This window comes from Serratia entomophila, assembly GCF_021462285.1.
Taxonomy (GTDB): domain Bacteria; phylum Pseudomonadota; class Gammaproteobacteria; order Enterobacterales; family Enterobacteriaceae; genus Serratia; species Serratia entomophila.
Map to the genome: position 1 here is coordinate 1091894 of NZ_CP082787.1, position 17883 is coordinate 1109776.

At 60.3% G+C, this 17883-nt stretch carries 15 protein-coding genes; 11 read left to right on the forward strand and 4 right to left on the reverse strand.

The window, feature by feature from the left end:
- Positions 1 to 89: 89 nt before the first annotated feature.
- The 5 genes from lon to KHA73_RS05260 all read left to right on the forward strand — a co-directional run bounded on the left by lon (position 90) and on the right by KHA73_RS05260 (position 6080).
- The gene (gene lon, locus KHA73_RS05240; protein ID WP_234589557.1) at positions 90 to 2444 is read left to right on the forward strand and encodes an endopeptidase La; all 2355 of its coding nucleotides are present in this window, start codon (positions 90 to 92) and stop codon (positions 2442 to 2444) included.
- Positions 2445 to 2660: 216 nt separating this feature from the next.
- Complete coding sequence (gene hupB / locus KHA73_RS05245) at positions 2661 to 2933, forward strand: nucleoid-associated protein HU-beta (protein ID WP_004940351.1); 273 nt, start codon at positions 2661 to 2663, stop codon at positions 2931 to 2933.
- Between the two features lie 180 nt (positions 2934 to 3113).
- A complete protein-coding gene (gene ppiD / locus KHA73_RS05250) occupies positions 3114 to 4997 on the forward strand; it encodes a peptidylprolyl isomerase (RefSeq protein ID WP_234589558.1) in 1884 nt (627 codons plus the stop codon).
- Between the two features lie 138 nt (positions 4998 to 5135).
- Positions 5136 to 5510 carry a ComEA family DNA-binding protein gene (locus KHA73_RS05255; RefSeq protein WP_234589559.1) on the forward strand — a complete coding sequence of 125 codons (375 nt, stop codon included), beginning with the start codon at positions 5136 to 5138 and terminating at the stop codon, positions 5508 to 5510.
- Between the two features lie 156 nt (positions 5511 to 5666).
- Positions 5667 to 6080 carry an acyl-CoA thioesterase gene (locus KHA73_RS05260; protein WP_234589560.1) on the forward strand — a complete coding sequence of 138 codons (414 nt, stop codon included), beginning with the start codon at positions 5667 to 5669 and terminating at the stop codon, positions 6078 to 6080.
- Positions 6081 to 6114: 34 nt separating this feature from the next.
- Here the strand turns inward: KHA73_RS05260 and queC are convergent, their stop codons facing one another.
- Both queC and KHA73_RS05270 read right to left on the reverse strand, forming a co-directional pair.
- On the reverse strand, positions 6115 to 6810 hold the full coding sequence (queC, locus tag KHA73_RS05265) for a 7-cyano-7-deazaguanine synthase QueC (RefSeq protein WP_234589561.1): 696 nt from the start codon (positions 6808 to 6810) through the stop codon (positions 6115 to 6117).
- A gap of 117 nt (positions 6811 to 6927) precedes the next feature.
- Positions 6928 to 8655 (reverse strand): SgrR family transcriptional regulator, encoded by a 1728-nt coding sequence (locus KHA73_RS05270; RefSeq protein WP_234589562.1) that lies wholly within the window; start codon positions 8653 to 8655, stop codon positions 6928 to 6930.
- Between the two features lie 107 nt (positions 8656 to 8762).
- Here KHA73_RS05270 and cof point away from each other — a divergent pair, with 107 nt between their 5' ends.
- On the forward strand, positions 8763 to 9587 hold the full coding sequence (cof, locus tag KHA73_RS05275; RefSeq protein ID WP_234589564.1) for an HMP-PP phosphatase: 825 nt from the start codon (positions 8763 to 8765) through the stop codon (positions 9585 to 9587).
- 40 nt (positions 9588 to 9627) lie between these two features.
- Here cof and KHA73_RS05280 read toward each other — a convergent pair whose 3' ends face one another.
- Complete coding sequence (locus KHA73_RS05280) at positions 9628 to 10668, reverse strand: PLP-dependent cysteine synthase family protein (RefSeq protein WP_234589566.1); 1041 nt, start codon at positions 10666 to 10668, stop codon at positions 9628 to 9630.
- A 122-nt stretch (positions 10669 to 10790) separates the two neighbouring features.
- Between KHA73_RS05280 and KHA73_RS05285 the strand changes: the two genes are divergently transcribed.
- The 5 genes from KHA73_RS05285 to amtB all read left to right on the forward strand — a co-directional run bounded on the left by KHA73_RS05285 (position 10791) and on the right by amtB (position 16843).
- Entirely contained in the window at positions 10791 to 11252 is a 462-nt protein-coding gene (locus KHA73_RS05285; RefSeq protein WP_234589567.1) for an Lrp/AsnC family transcriptional regulator, read from the forward strand.
- 92 nt (positions 11253 to 11344) lie between these two features.
- The gene (smdA, locus tag KHA73_RS05290; protein WP_234589568.1) at positions 11345 to 13120 is read left to right on the forward strand and encodes a multidrug efflux ABC transporter permease/ATP-binding subunit SmdA; all 1776 of its coding nucleotides are present in this window, start codon (positions 11345 to 11347) and stop codon (positions 13118 to 13120) included.
- Entirely contained in the window at positions 13113 to 14891 is a 1779-nt protein-coding gene (gene smdB / locus KHA73_RS05295; protein ID WP_234589569.1) for a multidrug efflux ABC transporter permease/ATP-binding subunit SmdB, read from the forward strand. Before smdA ends, smdB begins: the two co-directional genes overlap by 8 nt.
- Positions 14892 to 15181: 290 nt before the next feature.
- The gene (gene glnK, locus KHA73_RS05300; RefSeq protein ID WP_004949337.1) at positions 15182 to 15520 is read left to right on the forward strand and encodes a P-II family nitrogen regulator; all 339 of its coding nucleotides are present in this window, start codon (positions 15182 to 15184) and stop codon (positions 15518 to 15520) included.
- 36 nt (positions 15521 to 15556) lie between these two features.
- Positions 15557 to 16843 (forward strand): ammonium transporter AmtB, encoded by a 1287-nt coding sequence (gene amtB, locus KHA73_RS05305; protein WP_234589570.1) that lies wholly within the window; start codon positions 15557 to 15559, stop codon positions 16841 to 16843.
- A gap of 85 nt (positions 16844 to 16928) precedes the next feature.
- Here amtB and tesB read toward each other — a convergent pair whose 3' ends face one another.
- Positions 16929 to 17792: an acyl-CoA thioesterase II gene (gene tesB / locus KHA73_RS05310; RefSeq protein WP_234589571.1), complete on the reverse strand. Its 864-nt coding sequence runs from the start codon at positions 17790 to 17792 to the stop codon at positions 16929 to 16931.
- Positions 17793 to 17883: the final 91 nt, after the last annotated feature.

A 17883-nucleotide genomic window follows, 5' to 3' on the forward strand; every position in this document is an offset into this window, starting at 1 on the left:
TCATTAACCAGATTTTATGAAACGTTTGATGCTTGCGTCTCATGAGATTCCCCCTCAACCTGGCGGAAATTAAACTAAGAGAGAGCTCTATGAACCCTGAGCGTTCCGAACGCATTGAAATCCCCGTCTTGCCGTTGCGCGACGTGGTGGTTTATCCGCACATGGTGATCCCGTTATTTGTTGGCCGGGAAAAATCGATTCGGTGCCTCGAAGCAGCAATGGATCATGATAAAAAGATCATGCTGGTGGCACAGAAAGAGGCCTCAACGGATGAACCTGGCATTAACGACTTATTCTCCGTCGGCACAGTAGCGTCTATCTTGCAGATGTTGAAGCTGCCGGACGGCACGGTAAAAGTGTTGGTGGAAGGCCTGCAGCGCGCGCGCATCACCACGCTTTCCGATAGCGGCGAGCATTTTGCCGCCCAGGCGGAGTACCTCGAATCGCCGGCTATCGACGAGCGCGAGCAGGAAGTGCTGGTGCGCACGGCGATCAATCAGTTTGAAGGCTATATCAAGCTGAACAAGAAGATCCCACCGGAGGTGCTGACTTCCCTGAACAGCATCGACGACGCCGCACGCCTGGCGGACACCATCGCCGCGCATATGCCGCTGAAGCTCAGCGACAAGCAATCGGTGCTGGAGATGTTCGACATTACCGAACGTCTTGAATACCTGATGGCGATGATGGAATCGGAGATCGACCTGCTGCAGGTTGAAAAGCGCATCCGCAACCGCGTCAAGAAACAGATGGAAAAGAGCCAGCGCGAGTACTATCTGAATGAGCAGATGAAGGCGATTCAGAAAGAACTGGGCGAGATGGACGACGCGCCGGACGAGCATGAAGCGCTGAAGCGCAAGATTGAAGCGGCCAAAATGCCGAAAGAGGCGCGCGAAAAAACCGAAGCGGAACTGCAAAAGCTGAAAATGATGTCGCCGATGTCTGCGGAAGCTACCGTGGTGCGCGGCTATATCGACTGGATGCTGCAGGTGCCGTGGAATGCGCGCAGCAAGGTGAAAAAAGACCTGGTCAAGGCGCAGGAAGTGCTGGATACCGATCACTACGGCCTGGAGCGCGTCAAGGATCGCATCCTTGAGTACCTCGCAGTGCAGAGCCGCGTCAGCAAAATCAAGGGGCCGATCCTCTGTCTGGTGGGGCCGCCGGGCGTGGGTAAAACCTCGCTGGGGCAGTCGATCGCCAAAGCGACCGGCCGCCAGTACGTGCGCATGGCGCTGGGCGGGGTGCGGGACGAAGCGGAAATCCGCGGGCACCGCCGTACCTATATCGGTTCGATGCCGGGCAAGCTGATTCAGAAAATGGCCAAGGTAGGGGTGAAGAACCCGCTGTTCCTGCTGGATGAGATCGACAAAATGTCTTCGGACATGCGCGGCGATCCGGCTTCGGCCCTGCTTGAGGTGCTGGATCCTGAGCAGAACGTGGCGTTTAACGATCACTACCTGGAAGTGGATTACGATCTGTCCGACGTGATGTTCGTGGCCACCTCGAACTCGATGAACATTCCTGCGCCGCTGCTGGACCGTATGGAAGTGATCCGCCTGTCGGGTTACACCGAGGACGAGAAGCTCAACATCGCCAAGCAGCACCTGCTGCCGAAGCAGCTTGAGCGCAACGCACTGAAGAAAGGCGAACTGACGGTAGACGACAGCGCCATCGTCGGCATTATCCGCTTCTACACCCGTGAAGCCGGGGTGCGTAGCCTGGAGCGTGAAATCTCCAAGCTGTGCCGTAAAGCGGTGAAAACGCTGCTGATGGACAAGAAGATCAAGCACATCGAGATCAACGGCGACAACCTGAAGGATTACCTGGGCGTGCAGCGCGTCGACTACGGCCGTGCGGATACCGAAAACCGCGTGGGCGAGGTGACCGGCCTGGCGTGGACGGAAGTGGGCGGCGATCTGCTGACCATCGAAACCGCCTGCGTGCCGGGCAAGGGCAAGCTGACCTACACCGGCTCCCTGGGTGAAGTGATGCAGGAATCGATTCAGGCTGCGCTGACCGTGGTGCGTGCGCGCGCGGAAAAACTGGGTATCAACGCTGATTTCTATGAAAAGCGCGACATCCACGTCCACGTGCCGGAAGGGGCGACGCCGAAAGACGGGCCGAGCGCCGGTATCGCGATGTGCACCGCGCTGGTGTCTTGCCTGACCGGTAACCCGGTGCGCGCCGATGTGGCGATGACCGGCGAGATCACGCTGCGCGGCCAGGTGTTGCCGATCGGCGGCCTGAAAGAGAAGCTGTTGGCGGCGCATCGCGGCGGCATCAAAACCGTGCTGATCCCGTACGAAAACAAGCGCGATCTGGAAGAAATCCCGGACAATGTTATTGCCGATCTGGAGATTCATCCGGTGCAGCGAATCGATGAAGTTTTGAACATTGCGTTGCAAAACCCGGCCTTCGGCGCATTGCCGGTGGCGGTAAAATAGTGACGAATCGCAAAAACCATTGATAAAACTTATGCTGGCAAGTCATTTCGTACTTGCCAGTATTTTTTTGTACGGCTAAGTTAGAAAGCTATCGGCCCGCGTTTTGCCGCCCAGGCGGTGGCTTGCCAAGGCTCGATGGGATTGATATAACAGCTGCGCTGTCGTAACCGTAGGGATTTTTCGGTGCGACGATTGAATTCTAGAGGGGATGATAGAGTGAATAAGTCACAACTGATCGACAAGATTGCCGCAGGTGCTGATATTTCCAAAGCGGCAGCTGGGCGTGCTTTAGACGCAGTAATTGCTTCTGTTACCGACTCCTTGAAAGCAGGGGATGACGTGGCCCTGGTTGGTTTCGGCTCCTTCACCGTGCGTGAGCGTTCGGCCCGTACCGGCCGCAACCCGCAAACCGGTAAAGAGATCAAAATCGCGGCAGCCAAAGTTCCGGCCTTCCGTGCAGGGAAAGCGCTGAAAGACGCAGTAAACTGATAGTTTGCGTCTAACCGTTTAGCGAGACAGGGTTTTGTAATAAACAATCACCTGACGCAACGGTGCTGGTAAGGTAAGATACAAGGCGCATCGGATTGATGCGCTTTTTTTATTTTTGTCGCAGGGAACGCGCCTGCACAAGGGTTTTTAATCCACATCACAGCGGAGTGTTGTCACACTATGATGGACAATTTACGCGCGGCTGCTAATCACGTCGTGCTCAAAATCATCCTGGCCCTGATCATCCTGTCATTCGTATTGACCGGGGTGGGTAACTACCTGATCGGCGGCTCCGGCGATTATGCTGCGAAAGTAAATGGCCAGACGATCGAACGCGCTCAGCTGGAACAGGCTTTCCAAAGCGAACGCAGCCGCATGCAGCAGCAACTGGGTGACCAGTTCTCCGCGCTGGCGGGCAACGAAGGCTATATGCAGCAGATGCGCCGCCAGGTGCTGTCACAGTTGATCGACAACATGCTGCTGGACCAATACGCCAAAAAATTAGGTCTGAGCGTCAGTGACGATCAGATTAAAGACGCCATCCGCAAGGCGCCTTACTTCCAGACCAACGGTCAATTTGATAACGCCAAATACCTCGACCTGATCGGCCGCATGGGGTACACCGCAGATAACTTCGCGCAGTCGATGCGCCAGCAGCTGGTTAACCAGCAGGTGATCCAGGCCTTCGGCGAATCCGGCTTCGTGCTGCCTTCCGAGTCCCAGGCCATGGCCGCTCTGGTGCTGCAGGAGCGCGACGTGCGCCTGGCGACCATCGATCTGAAAGCGTTGCAGGCCAAGCAGAGCGTCAGCGACGACGAACTGAAAGCCTACTATGACCAGAACAAGAACAGCTTTATCGCCCCTGAGCAGCTCAAAGTGAGCTATATCCCGATGGACGCCGCGTCCATGCAGGACAAAGTGAAGGTCACCGACGCAGATATCAGCGCCTACTACGATCAGCACAAGAGCAGCTACGGCCAGCCGGAGCGCAAGAATTACAGCGTGATCCAGCTGAAAACCGAGGCGGAAGCCAACGCGGTGCTGGATGAGCTGAAAAAGGGCGGTGATTTCGCCACCCTGGCGAAGGATAAATCCACCGACATCATCTCACGCCGCACCGGCGGTGAGCTGGGATGGCTGGAGCCGGAAACCACCGCCGACGAGCTGAAACAGGCGAACCTGACCGAGAAAGGCCAGCTGTCCGGCGTGGTGAAATCTTCCGTCGGCTACCTGGTTGTGCGCCTGAACGACATCGAACCCGAGAAAGTGAAGCCGCTGAGCGAGGTGCATGACGCCATCGCCAAGCAGGTTCAGCAAGAGAAAGCGGTAGACGCCTATTACGCGCTGCAGCAGAAGGTGAGCGAGGCGGCGACCAGCGACAACGAATCTCTGGCCTCGGCCGAAGAAGCGGCCGGCGTGAAAGCGGCGCAAACCGACTGGTTTACCCGTGACCAGATCCCGGCGGCGTTGAACTTCAAACCTGTGGTGCAGGCGCTCTTCGACGGCTCGCTGATTGGCGAGAACGGCGCGCCGGGCAGCAACTCGGACGTGATTACCGTCGACGGCGATCGCGCCTTCGTCGTGCGCGTGAGCGGCCACAAGCCGGAAGGCATCGAGCCTTTCGATCAGGTTAAGGATCGCGTGGCGGAGCTGGTGAAACGCAACAAGGCGGTGCAGGAAGCGAAACTGCAGGGCGAGAAGCTGCTGGTTGAGCTGAAGCAGGGCAAGGGCGACGAAGCGATGAAAGCCGCCGGCCTGAGCTTTGGCGGCGTGCAGAAGATGGCGCGCGCGCCGGAAGACAGCCAGCTGGTGGAAAGCGTGTTCGCGCTGCCGCACCCGCAGGAAGGCAAACCGGTTTACGGCATGTCGCAGGATCGTCAGGACAACGTGGTTCTGATTGCGCTCGACGCGGTTAACCCGGGCACCCTGCCGGCCGACGAAATGAAAACCTTCGTGGGCAAGATGCAGGAGGGCGCCACCGGCGTTTCCTTCGATTCTCTGCTGGCTAGCCTGCGTAAAGACGCCAAGATTAAAATGGGCGCCGCTGAGCAACAGCCTCAGTAAACGCCGCATTTTTCTGTAACGCAATGCAATAACCAAAGGCCGCTTTCGCGGCCTTTTCCACATCTGAAATCTGCCGATTGCTGAATATCCGCCGCCGCGGCAAGGTGGCCTTGCTGTCAAACACAAGGAGGATACAGCATGCAACATACAGAGAAAAAAACGTCTAACGGTTATGGGTGCCGCGCCAGGGCGATGCTGGCGGCCTGTCTGCTGAGCCTGACGGGGCCTGCGGCGGCGGTAGCGGCGCAGAGCGCGCCTCAGCCGGTGCTTTCGGTACCGGCGGCCGGGCAAAGCGCGGCAACGCCGGTTGCGGAAGAGGCGACCGTGAGCATCAACCAGGCGGACGCCGAGCAGCTGGCCAGCATACTCAAGGGGGTTGGCCTGAAAAAGGCGGAAGGCATAGTGCGTTACCGTGAACAGAACGGGCCTTTCACCCAGATTGAGCAGCTGCAGGAGGTGCCGGGCATTGGGCCGGCGCTGTTCGAAAAAAATCGGGCGCGGCTGAAAATGTGATCCCGATCGCGGCTGCGCAGCAAAGTGCCCTTGCAGCCGTTTTTCCTCTGCTACATTTTACAGGTCTTACCAGTTTGGCGCGTTGACCAAACGGGCGAGGGGGCTCCAGTGGGCCCCCCTCTTTCTGTAATCACCAGGCAGGAGCTGTCGTTTCTTATGCAAACCTTTATCAAAGTCCGCGGTTATCACATGGATGTCTATCAGCACGTTAACAACGCCCGCTATCTGGAGTTTCTTGAGGAGGCGCGTTGGGAGTGGCTGGAACATGAGGAAGGTTTTCGCTGGATGACGGAAAACAACATCGCCTTCATCGTGGTGAACATCAACATCAACTATCGCAGCCCGGCGGTGTTGGGGGACAAGCTGCGCATCGACAGCCAGATGGTGCAGTTGAACGGCAAAAGCGGCGTGCTGAGCCAGAAAGTGACGCAGGATCCGGCCGGTACGCCGGTGGCGGATGCGATGCTGACCTTCGTGTGCGTCGATCTGAAAACCCAGAGGGCGCTGCCGATCGAAGGGCCGCTGCGCGAACACCTGCAGGCGATGCTGGCGCCGGAAGAGAAGTCGTAACCTATACGGGCGGCAATCCTGCCGCCCATTTCACTCAGGCCAAACCGGTCTTCTGTTTCAGGCTCGCCATCACTTCCGCCTGGTTGATTTGGTACTGCTTCAGCCCGTTGGCGCGCAGATGGCACGCCGCACACTCACCGCAGCCGTCGCCCTTGATGCCGTTGTAGCAGGTCAAGGTGTCCTGGCGCACGCGATCCAGCTGATGATAGTAATCCGCCAGCGCCCAGGTTTCCGCTTTGTCCAGCCACATCAGCGGCGTTTCGAAGCGGATATCGCGGGCGATGCCCAATACCACCGCCTGGTTCAGCGCCTTGACGAACTCGTCGCGGCAGTCCGGGTAACCGGAGAAGTCGGTTTCGCACACGCCGGTGATCACCGCTTCCGCTTCAACCTGGTAGGCATAAATCGCCGCCAGCGTCAGGAACAGGATGTTGCGGCCCGGCACGAAGGTGCTCGGCAGCGCATTTTGTTCGGGGTTATAGGCGGGAACCGGAATGTTGTCACGGGTCAGGCTGCTGACTGCCAGCTCGTTCAGCAGCCTGACGTCCAGCAGCTTGTGCGCCTTGGCGCCGAGGGCGACCGACAGCTCTTGAGCCACCTCGATCTCGGCGCGATGGCGCTGGCCGTAGTCGAATGTGACGCAGTGAACTTCGTCATACTGCTGCAATGCCTGGATCAAGCAGGTCGTGGAGTCTTGTCCACCGCTGAAAACGACAACCGCGCGCTTCATAAAATCACCTTAGTTGGATTTGGCCATTCCCGATACACATTCGGGCGGCGGGATAAAAATGCGTTGCGGCAGCAATGGTAGCAGAAATAGCGGGATACCGCAGGGCCGCACCCGCGTTCAGTCTGGCTGAGAGGGGCCGGGGTTATCCACCGGCGGCGGCAGCCAGGCCTGGCAGAAATCAAACCAGCCGTGGGCGGTCAGCGTCACGCCGTGAATGCGCGGCGGCGCGCTGATCTGATACTGGTAGTGGAACAGCGGCGTAATGATGGCGGCGCGCATCAGCTGCAGATAGTAATTTTTCAGCTGCTCAAAGCGTGGTTGCTGCGGCTGCAGCTGCTGAATGCGCTGCAGCGTCTCCTGTTGCCGCCGCCAGGCGCCGTCGGTCAGGATGCCGCGCCACAGGGTATCCTGCCGCAGCCAGCTTTCCAGCGTCGCCTCCGGCGCCTCGCCAATCAGGTTATCCGCCAGCAGCAGGTCGGCCTGGGCGATTTGCTCCGCGCTTTGCCAGCGCTTGCCCGGGGAGTAGCGCAGTTCCAGCTCGCAGCCGTGCTGCGCCAGCAACTGCTGCAGGGCGACGGTGACGCTTTCCAACTCCACCGGCGGGCGGTACAGCAGCGTCAGTTTGGCGGGCAGCGCGATATCCCCGGCGACCCGCTGTTGGGGAATGCGCCAGCCGGGCAGCATTTCGCTGCTGGGGGCGATCACGCTGTTGGGGATCGGCAGGTTGCCCAGCAGGCCGGATTGCTGGATCAGCATCAGCAGCTTTTGCCCCTGCGCCTGGTTGAGCATGCCGTGTTTCAGGTTCACCGCCAGGTAACACCAGCCCAGGCTCATGCTGCGCTGCACCGGCCTGGCCTGCGCCAGATCTTCCTGCTGGCCGATGGTGATGCGCACCGGGTGCTGGCAGCTGGTATAGGCATCGTTTAGCGGTAAATCGGGGGTGATCCAGTATTCTATATTTTCCAGGTACGGGTGCTGGAGGTGATAAAAAGCGTGCTGTTCCAGTCGCACCAGGTGTGGTTCATTCAGCGCCAGCTTGAACGGCCCGGCGCCGATGGCCGGCAGTTCGGGATGGGTGAGCAGGCAGGGCAGTTCCGCCAGCCGGTGCGCCAGCCAGTAATCCGGCAGCTGCAGATCAAACTGAATGCACAGCGGATGCGGCAGGCTGACGGACGCCACGTTGGCCAGGCTGGGCTGGCTGCGCGGATGCTGCCGTAGCTGTTCCAGCGTTTGCAGCAGCTGTTGGCCGGTAATGGGATCGCCGTTATGCCAGCGCAGCCGGCTGCGCAGGAAAAACTGCCAGCGCCGGCCGTTATTGCCAATCTGCCAGTGATGGGCCAGGTCCGGCTGCGGCTCCGGGTTGCCGGTGGTCAGCCGCGTCAGCCCGGCATGCAGGGTTGAAACCAGGTGCTGTTCGGCGCGCCCGGTGAGCGTGAGCGGATCGAGGTTTTCCAGCGTGCGGTAATAAGGAATGCGCAGCGTTGGGCTGCCGGCCTGCCACTGGCCGCCGAGATGCGGGCTGAGCAGGCCTTGCAAACGCTGAGGATCCAGCTGCGCCATCTCTAGCGCCCCCTGATGGTTGCCCTGCAGCAGCAGCTGTTGCAGCAGCTGTGCGCGCAGTTCGTCCGGGGTTTTCAGGCAGTGCAGGCGCGCGCGTTTGCCGCGGCCCGGCTGCGATTGCCAGCTCAGCCAACCCTGTTCCTGCAGCTGTTGCACCAGGGTGCGCGCATGGCGTTCGCTGCAGTAGAACATCGCCGCCAGCTCACCGATGGTGATCGCCACCGGCGCGCTGCCGAGCCGTTGGTGCAAGCGTTGATATTGGCTGAGACGATGGACCAGGCGCATGGGGATGAAATCCGGAACGGTTTTCACGAATTGTTCACTATTACTTCCGCAAATACCACCTCATACTGCACTGATTGCAATCATCTTCACATTCATAAGAGGTCTCTATGTATCGCCTGGCAGCTTTCGATATGGACGGCACATTGTTGATGCCGGATCACCGCGTTGGCCCAGAAACGCTGGCGGTACTGAACCAGCTGGTGGAAAGAGGGATGGCGGTGACCTTCGCCACCGGCCGCCATTACCTCGATGCGCAACCGATTATGGCGCAGCTTGGCCTGCAGGGGTATCTGATCACCGGCAACGGCACGCGGGTGTACGACAATCAGGGGCGGCAGCTGCACGCCACCGATCTGCCCGGCGAAGTGGCCGAAAGGGTATTGCAGCACCGCTGGCGCACCGAAGCCAGCATGCACGTGTTTCGCGACGAAGGCTGGATGACCGAGTTCGCCGTGCCGGAAGAGATGCTGCTGGCCCACCACCTGAGCGGCTTTCGCTTCCAGCTGGCTGAACCTCGCCGGCTGCCGGCGACAGGCAACAGTAAGGTGTGCTTCGTGGGGGCGCATGAGGAACTGTTGGAACTCCAGGAGCAGCTGCAGGCGCAGCTTGGCGATGCCGCAGACCTGTGCTTTTCCGCCTACGAGTGCCTGGAAGTGTTGCCGGTCGGCTGTAACAAGGGCTCGGCGCTGGAGGCGCTCAGCGGCCATCTCGGTTTGACCATGGCCGACTGCATGGCGTTTGGCGATGCGATGAATGACAAAGAGATGCTGGCGGCGGTGGGGCACGGCGTGGTGATGGGCAACGCCCTGCCGCAGCTGAAATCCTTGCTGCCGCAGCTGCCGGTTATCGGCCACTGCCGGCAGCAGGCGGTGGCTCATTATTTAGCACATTGGCTGCGTTCACCTGGCCTCACCTATTCCCCCGAATTATGAGGTTTATTACAGCCGGCCGGGTATTGCTACCCGGCTTTTTTTATAAGTCGGCCAGCTGCGCCAGATACTGCTGCAGGTCGCCGATATTATTGCTGACCCACTCTTCGTTGTAATAGGTATCCAGATAGCGTTCGCCGCTGTCGCACAGCAGGGTGACGATCGCGCCCTGTTCGCCTTTTTCCCGCATCTGTTTCGCCAGCTGCAGCGCGCCCCATACGTTGGTACCGGTGGAGGCGCCGACCTTGCGGCCCAGCACTTTTTCCAGCCAGTGAATGGTCGCGACGCTGGCGGCGTCCGGCACCCGCAGCATGCTGTCGACCACCGAAGGGATGAACGAGGGTTCGGCGCGCGGGCGGCCGATGCCTTCGATACGGCTGCCGCAGCTGCCGATCAGGGTGCGGTCGCCATGGTGGAAGCAATCGTAGAATACCGAGTTTTCCGGATCGACCACCGTCAGCTGCGTGTCATGGCCCTGATAGCGGATATAGCGGCCCAGGGTGGCGGAAGTGCCGCCGGTGCCGGCGCTCATCACGATATGTTTCGGCACCGGGAAGGGTTCGCGCGCCATCTGGCGGAAAATGCTGTCGGCGATATTATTGTTGCCGCGCCAGTCGGTGGCGCGCTCGGCGTAGGTGAACTGATCCATATAGTGGCCGTTCAGCTCCTTCGCCAACTGCTCGGAGGCGGCGTAGATCTGCGCGGCATGATCGACAAAGTGACAGCGGCCACCATAGAAGGCGATCTGTTCCACCTTGCGGCGTGCGGTGCAGGAGGGCATCACGGCGATAAACGGCAGGCCGAGCAGGCGGGCGAAATAGGCTTCAGATACCGCGGTGCTGCCGGAGGAAGCTTCGATAATGGTGGTGTTCTCGGTGATCCAGCCGTTGCACAGACCGTACAGGAACAGCGAGCGCGCCAGGCGGTGCTTCAGGCTGCCGGTCGGGTGGGTGCTCTCGTCTTTCAGGTACAGGCAGATGCCGGGAAATGCCGGCAGGTTCAGGCGAATCAGGTGGGTGTCGGCGGAGCGTTGAAAATCCGCTTCTATTTCGCCGATAGCATATTTTACCCAAGAGTTTGTCATCGTTTGGCCTCAGAATAGGGGGCTGGTTTATGGCGTAGCATAGCCTGTTGCACGGAAAAAAGGATTGCCATTTTCCCTGTTTAATCGCCTAATGGGAGAAAATTTTTCTCCAGGTTGGCGCTATGTTAGATAAAACAGACCGTAAGCTGCTGTGCATGCTGCAGCACGACTGCACCCAGTCGCTGCAGGCGCTGGCCGAAGCGGTGAATTTGACCTCCACCCCGTGCTGGAAACGGCTGAAGCGGCTGGAGGACGAAGGCTATATACGCGGCCGGGTGGCGCTGCTGGACAGCGAAAAACTGGGCCTGGGGCTGACGGCCTTTGTGCTGATCAAAACCCAGCAGCACAGCAGCGAGTGGTATCAGACCTTCGTGCAGCTGACCGCGCAAATGCCTGAAGTCTTGGCGTTCTACCGCATGGCGGGGGAATACGACTACCTGATGCAGGTGGAGGTGGCGGACATGAAGAGCTACGACAGCTTCTACAAGCGGCTGGTCAACGGCGTGCCGGGCCTGATCGACGTCACCTCCAGCTTCGCCATGGAAAAAATCAAATACACTACCGCGCTGCCGGTGCCAGAGTGAAAAGTTCACCGAATTGGCGATGCAACGGTGGTATCCTGCTTCGTTGAGGCGGAACAACAGATAAACCCCATAAAATCCTGGAAACAAACTGCGTGAGATTATTTGCTCAAATCGGCTGGTATTTCCGCCGAGAGTGGCGCCGCTACCTGGGGGCGGTGGTGCTGCTGATCGTCATCGCCATTTTGCAACTGCTGCCGCCCAAGCTGGTGGGCATCATCGTGGATGGCGTCACTGAAAAACAGATGTCGACCGGCGTGCTGATGGCCTGGCTTGGGCTGATGCTCGGCACCGCGATTATTGTTTACCTGCTGCGCTACGTGTGGCGGGTACTGCTGTTTGGCGCCTCCTACCAGTTGGCGGTTGAGCTGCGCGAGAATTTCTACCGCCAGCTCAGCCGGCAGAACCCGGCGTTCTATCTGCGCCACCGCACCGGCGATCTGATGGCGCGCGCCACCAATGACGTGGATCGCGTGGTGTTCGCCGCCGGTGAGGGCGTGTTGACGCTGGTGGACTCGTTGGTGATGGGGCTGGTGGTGCTGGTGGTGATGAGCACCCAAATCAGCTGGGAGCTGACGCTGCTTTCGCTGATCCCGATGCCGCTGATGGCGATCGCCATCAAATATTACGGCGACCAGCTGCATCAACGCTTTAAATCGGCGCAGGCGGCATTTTCCAGCCTGAACGATCAGGCGCAGGAAAGCATGACCAGCATCCGCATGATCAAAGCCTTTGGTCTGGAAGATCATCAGTCTAACCAGTTCGCCGAGGTGGCGGCGCAAACCGGCGCGAAGAACATGCACGTGGCGCGGGTCGATGCGCGTTTCGATCCGACGATTTATATCGCCATCGGCGCCTCCAACCTGCTGGCGATCGGCGGCGGTAGCTGGATGGTGGTGAACGGCTCCCTGACTCTGGGGCAGCTGACCAGCTTCGTGATGTATCTCGGCCTGATGATTTGGCCGATGTTGGCGCTGGCCTGGATGTTCAACATCGTTGAGCGCGGCAGCGCGGCGTACAGCCGCATCCGCAGCCTGCTGGAGGAAGCGCCGGCGGTGCAGGACGGGCAACGGGCATTGCCGGCCGGCCGCGGCGTGCTGGCGGCGGATATTCGCGCCTTCCATTATCCGGAGAATAAGCAGCCGGCGCTGCACGATGTCCGGCTGAGGCTGGAGCCGGGGCAGATGCTGGGGCTGTGCGGCCCCACCGGCGCGGGAAAATCGACGCTGCTGTCGCTGATCCAGCGCCAGTTCGACGTGGACGAGGGGCAAATCAGTTATCACGGCCTGCCGCTGACCGAGATCAAGCTCGACGACTGGCGTTCACGCCTTTCGGTGGTCAGCCAAACGCCGTTCCTGTTCTCAGACAGCGTGGCGAACAATATCGCGCTGGGCAACCCGGGCGCGACGCAGGAGCAGATCGAGCAAGCGGCGCGCTTAGCCAGCGTGCACGAGGATATTCTGCGCCTGCCGCAGGGCTATGAAACCGAAGTGGGCGAACGCGGCGTGATGCTGTCCGGCGGCCAGAAGCAGCGCATCTCCATCGCCCGCGCGCTGCTGCTGGACGCGGAAATTCTGATCCTGGACGACGCGCTGTCGGCGGTGGACGGCCGCACCGAGCATCAGATCCTGCACAACCTGCGCAGCTGGGGGCAGAACCGCACGGTGATTATCAGCGCGCACCGGCTGTCGGCGTTGACCGAGGCCAGCGAGATCCTGGTGATGCAGCACGGCGGCGTGGCGCAACGCGGCGAACATGCGGCGCTGGCGGCGCAGCCGGGCTGGTATCGCGACATGTACCGCTACCAGCAGCTGGAGGCGGCGCTGGATGAGGCGCCGGAAGCGGGTGAGGAGGCGTTAGCCAATGAATAAAGTACAAAAGCTGTGGCCGACCTTGAAACGGCTGCTGGCTTACGGCTCGCCGTACCGCAAACCGCTGGGGATTGCGGTGCTGATGCTGTGGGTGGCGGCGGCGGCGGAAGTCGCCGGGCCAATCCTGATCAGCTATTTCATCGACAACTACGTCGCCAAAGGGCAGTTGCCGCTGGCGATCGTCGGCGGGCTGGCGGCGGCCTACGTGCTGCTGGAGCTGCTGGCGGCGGCGTTGCACTATTTTCAGGCGCTGCTGTTCAACCAGGCGGCGGTGGGGGTGGTGCAGCGTTTGCGCACCGACGTGATGGACGCCGCACTGCGCCAGCCGCTCAGCGCCTTCGACACCCAGCCGGTCGGGCAGCTGATTTCGCGCGTGACCAACGATACCGAGGTGATCAAGGATCTGTACGTCATGGTGGTCTCCACGGTGCTGAAAAGCGCCGCGCTGATCGGCACCATGCTGGTGGCGATGTTCAGCCTCGACTGGCGCATGGCGCTGGTGGCTATCTGCATTTTCCCGGCGGTGTTTGTGGTGATGGGCATTTACCAGTACTACAGCACGCCGATCGTGCGCCGGGTGCGCAGCTATCTGGCGGACATCAACGACGGCTTCAATGAAGTGATCAACGGCATGGGGGTGATCCAGCAGTTTCGCCAACAGATCCGCTTCGGCGAACGCATGAGCGCCGCCAGCCGTTCGCATTATACCGCACGCATGCAAACCCTGCGGCTGGACGGCTTTCTGCTGCGGCCGCTGTTGAGCCTGTTTTCGGCGCTGGTATTGTGCGGCCTGCTGATGCTGTTCGGCTTCAGCGGTGAGGGCGCGATCGGCGTCGGCGTACTGTACGCTTTTATCAACTACCTGGGCCGCCTGAACGAGCCGCTGATCGAGCTGACCTCGCAGCAATCGATTTTGCAACAGGCGGTGGTGGCCGGCGAACGCATCTTCGAGCTGATGGATCGCAGCCAGCAAAGCTACGGCGCCGACGATCGCCCGCTGGCCAGCGGCCGCATCGACATCGACGATCTGAGCTTCGCCTATCGCGCGGACAAAAAGGTGCTGCAGCATATTTCGCTGTCGGTGCCTTCGCGCGGTTTCGTGGCGCTGGTTGGCCACACCGGCAGTGGCAAGAGCACGCTGGCCAACTTGCTGATGGGCTATTACCCGGTCGGCGAGGGTGAGGTGCGCCTCGACGGTCGCCCGCTATCCAGCCTGTCGCACCGCACGCTGCGCCAGGGCATGGCGATGGTGCAGCAGGATCCGGTGGTGATCGCCGAATCGGTATTGGCCAACGTCACGCTGGGGCGCAACATCTCGGAACAGGCGGTGTGGCAGGCGCTGGAGAGGGTGCAGCTGGCGGAGCTGGTGCGCGGTTTCCCGCAGGGTATTCATACTCGCCTGGGCGAGCAGGGCAATAACCTGTCGGTGGGCCAAAAACAGCTGCTGGCGCTGGCACGGGTGCTGGTGCAAGCGCCGCAGATCCTGATCCTCGACGAGGCGACCGCCAACATCGACTCGGGAACCGAGCAGGCCATCCAGCGCGCGCTGCGGCTGATCCGCGAGCACACCACGCTGGTGGTGATCGCTCACCGTCTGTCGACCATCGTCGACGCCGATTCGATTCTGGTGCTGCACCGCGGGCAGGCGGTGGAGCAGGGCAATCACCAGCAGCTGCTGGCGCAGCAGGGCCGTTACCATCAGATGTATCAGCTGCAGCTGGTGGGCGAAGAGCTGGCGGCGGCAACCCGCGAAGAGAGCCAACCCGCCTGATGCCCGGGGGCCGGTTGCGGCCCCCGCATTACCCCGGCGCACCATAAACAGGCATAGATCCGTTTCAAATCCCCCTCGCTGCACTTTTTCGACGCGCAGCGCACCAAATTAGTGCGCAAAATTTAACCGCCGATGGCCGGTGCGCCCTGCGCCCGGCCGCTTGCCCGCCGTTCCCACGCTGCCCTGCCAGGTAATCCGCTGAATTCGCATACAAAACCATTTATGGCACAGCCTTTGCTTTATTCAGCCCGTATCGGGGTGAGTTTGGGCTTAATTCGTGGAGGGGCAATATGAAGCTGGTGACCGTGGTGATCAAACCATTCAAGCTGGAGGACGTGCGTGAAGCCCTATCCTCTGTGGGCATTCAGGGGCTGACCGTAACCGAAGTCAAAGGCTTTGGCCGCCAGAAGGGGCACGCTGAGCTTTATCGTGGAGCTGAATACAGCGTCAATTTCCTGCCTAAGGTGAAAATCGATATCGCAATTGCCGACGACCAATTAGATGAAGTGGTTGATGTCATTAGCAAAGCCGCCTACACCGGCAAGATCGGTGACGGCAAAATTTTCGTTGCCGAATTGCAACGTGTCATTCGCATTCGCACCGGCGAAACCGACGAAGCAGCACTGTAATCACAGGCTCAGTTAAGTAATGGGGATGGATTGATAATGAAAAAACTTTTATCCATGTTGGGCCTGAGTACGGTAACCATGGTTCCCTCTTTGGCCCTGGCCGCTCCGGCGGTCGCAGACAAGGCAGACAACGCGTTCATGATGATCTGCACCGCTTTGGTGCTGTTCATGACGCTGCCGGGCGTCGCGCTGTTTTACGGCGGTTTGCTGCGTTCCAAGAACGTGCTGTCGATGCTGACTCAGGTCACCGTCACCTTCGCGCTGGTGTGCGTGCTGTGGGTGTTGTACGGCTACAGCCTGGCCTTCAGCGAGGGCAACGCGTTCTTCGGCGGTTTCCAGACGGCGATGCTGAAAGGCATCGGCATCGACAGCGTGACCGGCACCTTTAACCAGATGATCCACGTGGCGTTCCAATGCTCCTTCGCCTGCATCACCGTGGCGCTGGTGGTGGGCGGCTTCGCTGAACGCATCCGCTTCTCGGCGGTGGTGATCTTCGCCGCCATTTGGTTCACCATCTCCTACCTGCCGATTGCCCACATGGTGTGGGGCGGCGGTTTCCTGGCCGCCGATGGCGCGCTGGACTTCGCCGGCGGCACCGTGGTGCACATCAACGCCGCCAGCGCCGGCCTGATTGGCGCCTACCTGTTGGGCAAACGCGCCGGCTTCGGCAAGGAGGCGTTCAAACCGCATAACCTGCCGATGGTGTTTACCGGCGCTTCCATCCTGTATATCGGTTGGTTCGGTTTCAACGCCGGTTCCGCCAGCGCGGCGAACGGCATTGCGGCCCTGGCGTTCCTGAATACCGTGATTGCTACCGCAGGCGCCATCCTCTCCTGGACCTTCGCCGAGTGGATTGCGCGCGGTAAACCGTCGCTGCTGGGCGCCTGTTCCGGCTGCATCGCCGGGCTGGTCGCGGTCACGCCGGCTGCGGGCACCGTGGGCGTCGGCGGGGCGCTGATCATCGGCCTGGTGGGCGGCGTTGCCGGCCTGTGGGGCGTGGTCACGCTGAAGAAATGGCTGAAGGTGGACGACACCTGCGACGTGTTCGGCGTTCACGGGGTGTGCGGTATCGTCGGTTGTCTGTTGACCGGCGTATTCACCGCCTCTTCACTGGGCGGCACCGGCTATGCGGAAGGCGTGACCATGGGCCACCAGGTGTGGGTCCAGCTGCTGAGCGTAGCGATCACTCTGGTGTGGTCTGGCGTCGCTGCCTTTATCGCCTTCAAGATCGCCGGGGCCATCGTTGGCCTGCGGGTGCCGGAAGAGCAGGAGCGCGAAGGCCTGGACGTCAACAGCCACGGCGAGAGCGCCTACAACCAGTAAGGCTGGAAGAAGGGCAGTGCGCTAAATAACAATAAAATAATGATGATGCAAAAAAGGGCGATGGTGACATCGCCCTTTTTATATTTTAGGCGTCGCGCTGGCGAATCACCCCTTCCTGCACCGTAGTGGCGACCAGCACGCCGTCGCGGGTGTAGATCTGCCCGCGCACGAAACCGCGCGCGCCGGAGGCGGAGGAGCTTTCCACCGCGTACAGCAGCCAGTCATCCAGGCGGAACGGGCGGTGGAACCACATCGAGTGGTCGATGGTGGCCACCTGCATGCCCGGCTCGAGGAAACCGACGCCGTGCGGCTGAAGCGCCGTCGGCAGGAAGTTGAAGTCGGAGGCGTAGCCCAGCAGATACTGATGAATGGCCGGATCGTCCGGCATGCTGCCGTTGGCGCGGAACCACACGTAACGGTGTGGCTCTTCCACGCTGCCTTTCAGCGGGTTGTGGAACTTCACCGGCCGCATTTCGAGCGGTTTCTGGCCGATAAACTTATCGCGCACCTTTTCCGGCAGCATATGCGACAGCTTCTGGGCGATTTCCGATTCGGACATCAGCCCTTCCGGCGGCGGCACGTCCGGCATGCGGTTCTGATGTTCAAAACCGGTCTCCGGGCTTTGGAAGGAGGCGGTCATGTAAAAAATCGGCTTGCCGTGCTGAATGGCGCTGACGCGGCGAGCGCTGAAGCTGTTGCCGTCGCGCAGGGTTTCCACGTCATACACGATAGGCTTGCTGCTATCGCCCGGGCGCAGGAAGTAGCTGTGGAACGAATGCACGCTGCGCTCCGCCGGCACCGTTTGCTTGGCGGCATACAGCGCCTGGCCCACGACCTGGCCGCCGAACACCTGACGCAGGCCCAGATCTTCACTTTGGCCGCGGAACAGCCCTTCTTCGATTTTCTCCAGATCCAGCAGATCGAGGAGGTTTTGTAATGCCTGGCTCATAAAGTTATTACCTTTCTAATAATCATTTTGCGCAGTGTGCGGAATATCACGGCGGGACGTCAACATCTTGCGTTATGGGGCCGCTAAAATT

Coding starts and splice junctions, on each gene's coding strand:
- glnK (WP_004949337.1), top strand. CDS start 15,182: ATGAAGCTGGTGACCGTGGTGATCAAACCATTCAAGCTGGAGGACGTG.
- smdB (WP_234589569.1), top strand. CDS start 13,113: ATGAATAAAGTACAAAAGCTGTGGCCGACCTTGAAACGGCTGCTGGCT.
- KHA73_RS05280 (WP_234589566.1), bottom strand. CDS start 10,668: ATGACAAACTCTTGGGTAAAATATGCTATCGGCGAAATAGAAGCGGAT.
- queC (WP_234589561.1), bottom strand. CDS start 6,810: ATGAAGCGCGCGGTTGTCGTTTTCAGCGGTGGACAAGACTCCACGACC.
- KHA73_RS05285 (WP_234589567.1), top strand. CDS start 10,791: ATGTTAGATAAAACAGACCGTAAGCTGCTGTGCATGCTGCAGCACGAC.
- ppiD (WP_234589558.1), top strand. CDS start 3,114: ATGATGGACAATTTACGCGCGGCTGCTAATCACGTCGTGCTCAAAATC.
- lon (WP_234589557.1), top strand. CDS start 90: ATGAACCCTGAGCGTTCCGAACGCATTGAAATCCCCGTCTTGCCGTTG.
- KHA73_RS05260 (WP_234589560.1), top strand. CDS start 5,667: ATGCAAACCTTTATCAAAGTCCGCGGTTATCACATGGATGTCTATCAG.
- KHA73_RS05270 (WP_234589562.1), bottom strand. CDS start 8,655: ATGCGCCTGGTCCATCGTCTCAGCCAATATCAACGCTTGCACCAACGG.
- tesB (WP_234589571.1), bottom strand. CDS start 17,792: ATGAGCCAGGCATTACAAAACCTCCTCGATCTGCTGGATCTGGAGAAA.
- KHA73_RS05255 (WP_234589559.1), top strand. CDS start 5,136: ATGCAACATACAGAGAAAAAAACGTCTAACGGTTATGGGTGCCGCGCC.
- amtB (WP_234589570.1), top strand. CDS start 15,557: ATGAAAAAACTTTTATCCATGTTGGGCCTGAGTACGGTAACCATGGTT.
- cof (WP_234589564.1), top strand. CDS start 8,763: ATGTATCGCCTGGCAGCTTTCGATATGGACGGCACATTGTTGATGCCG.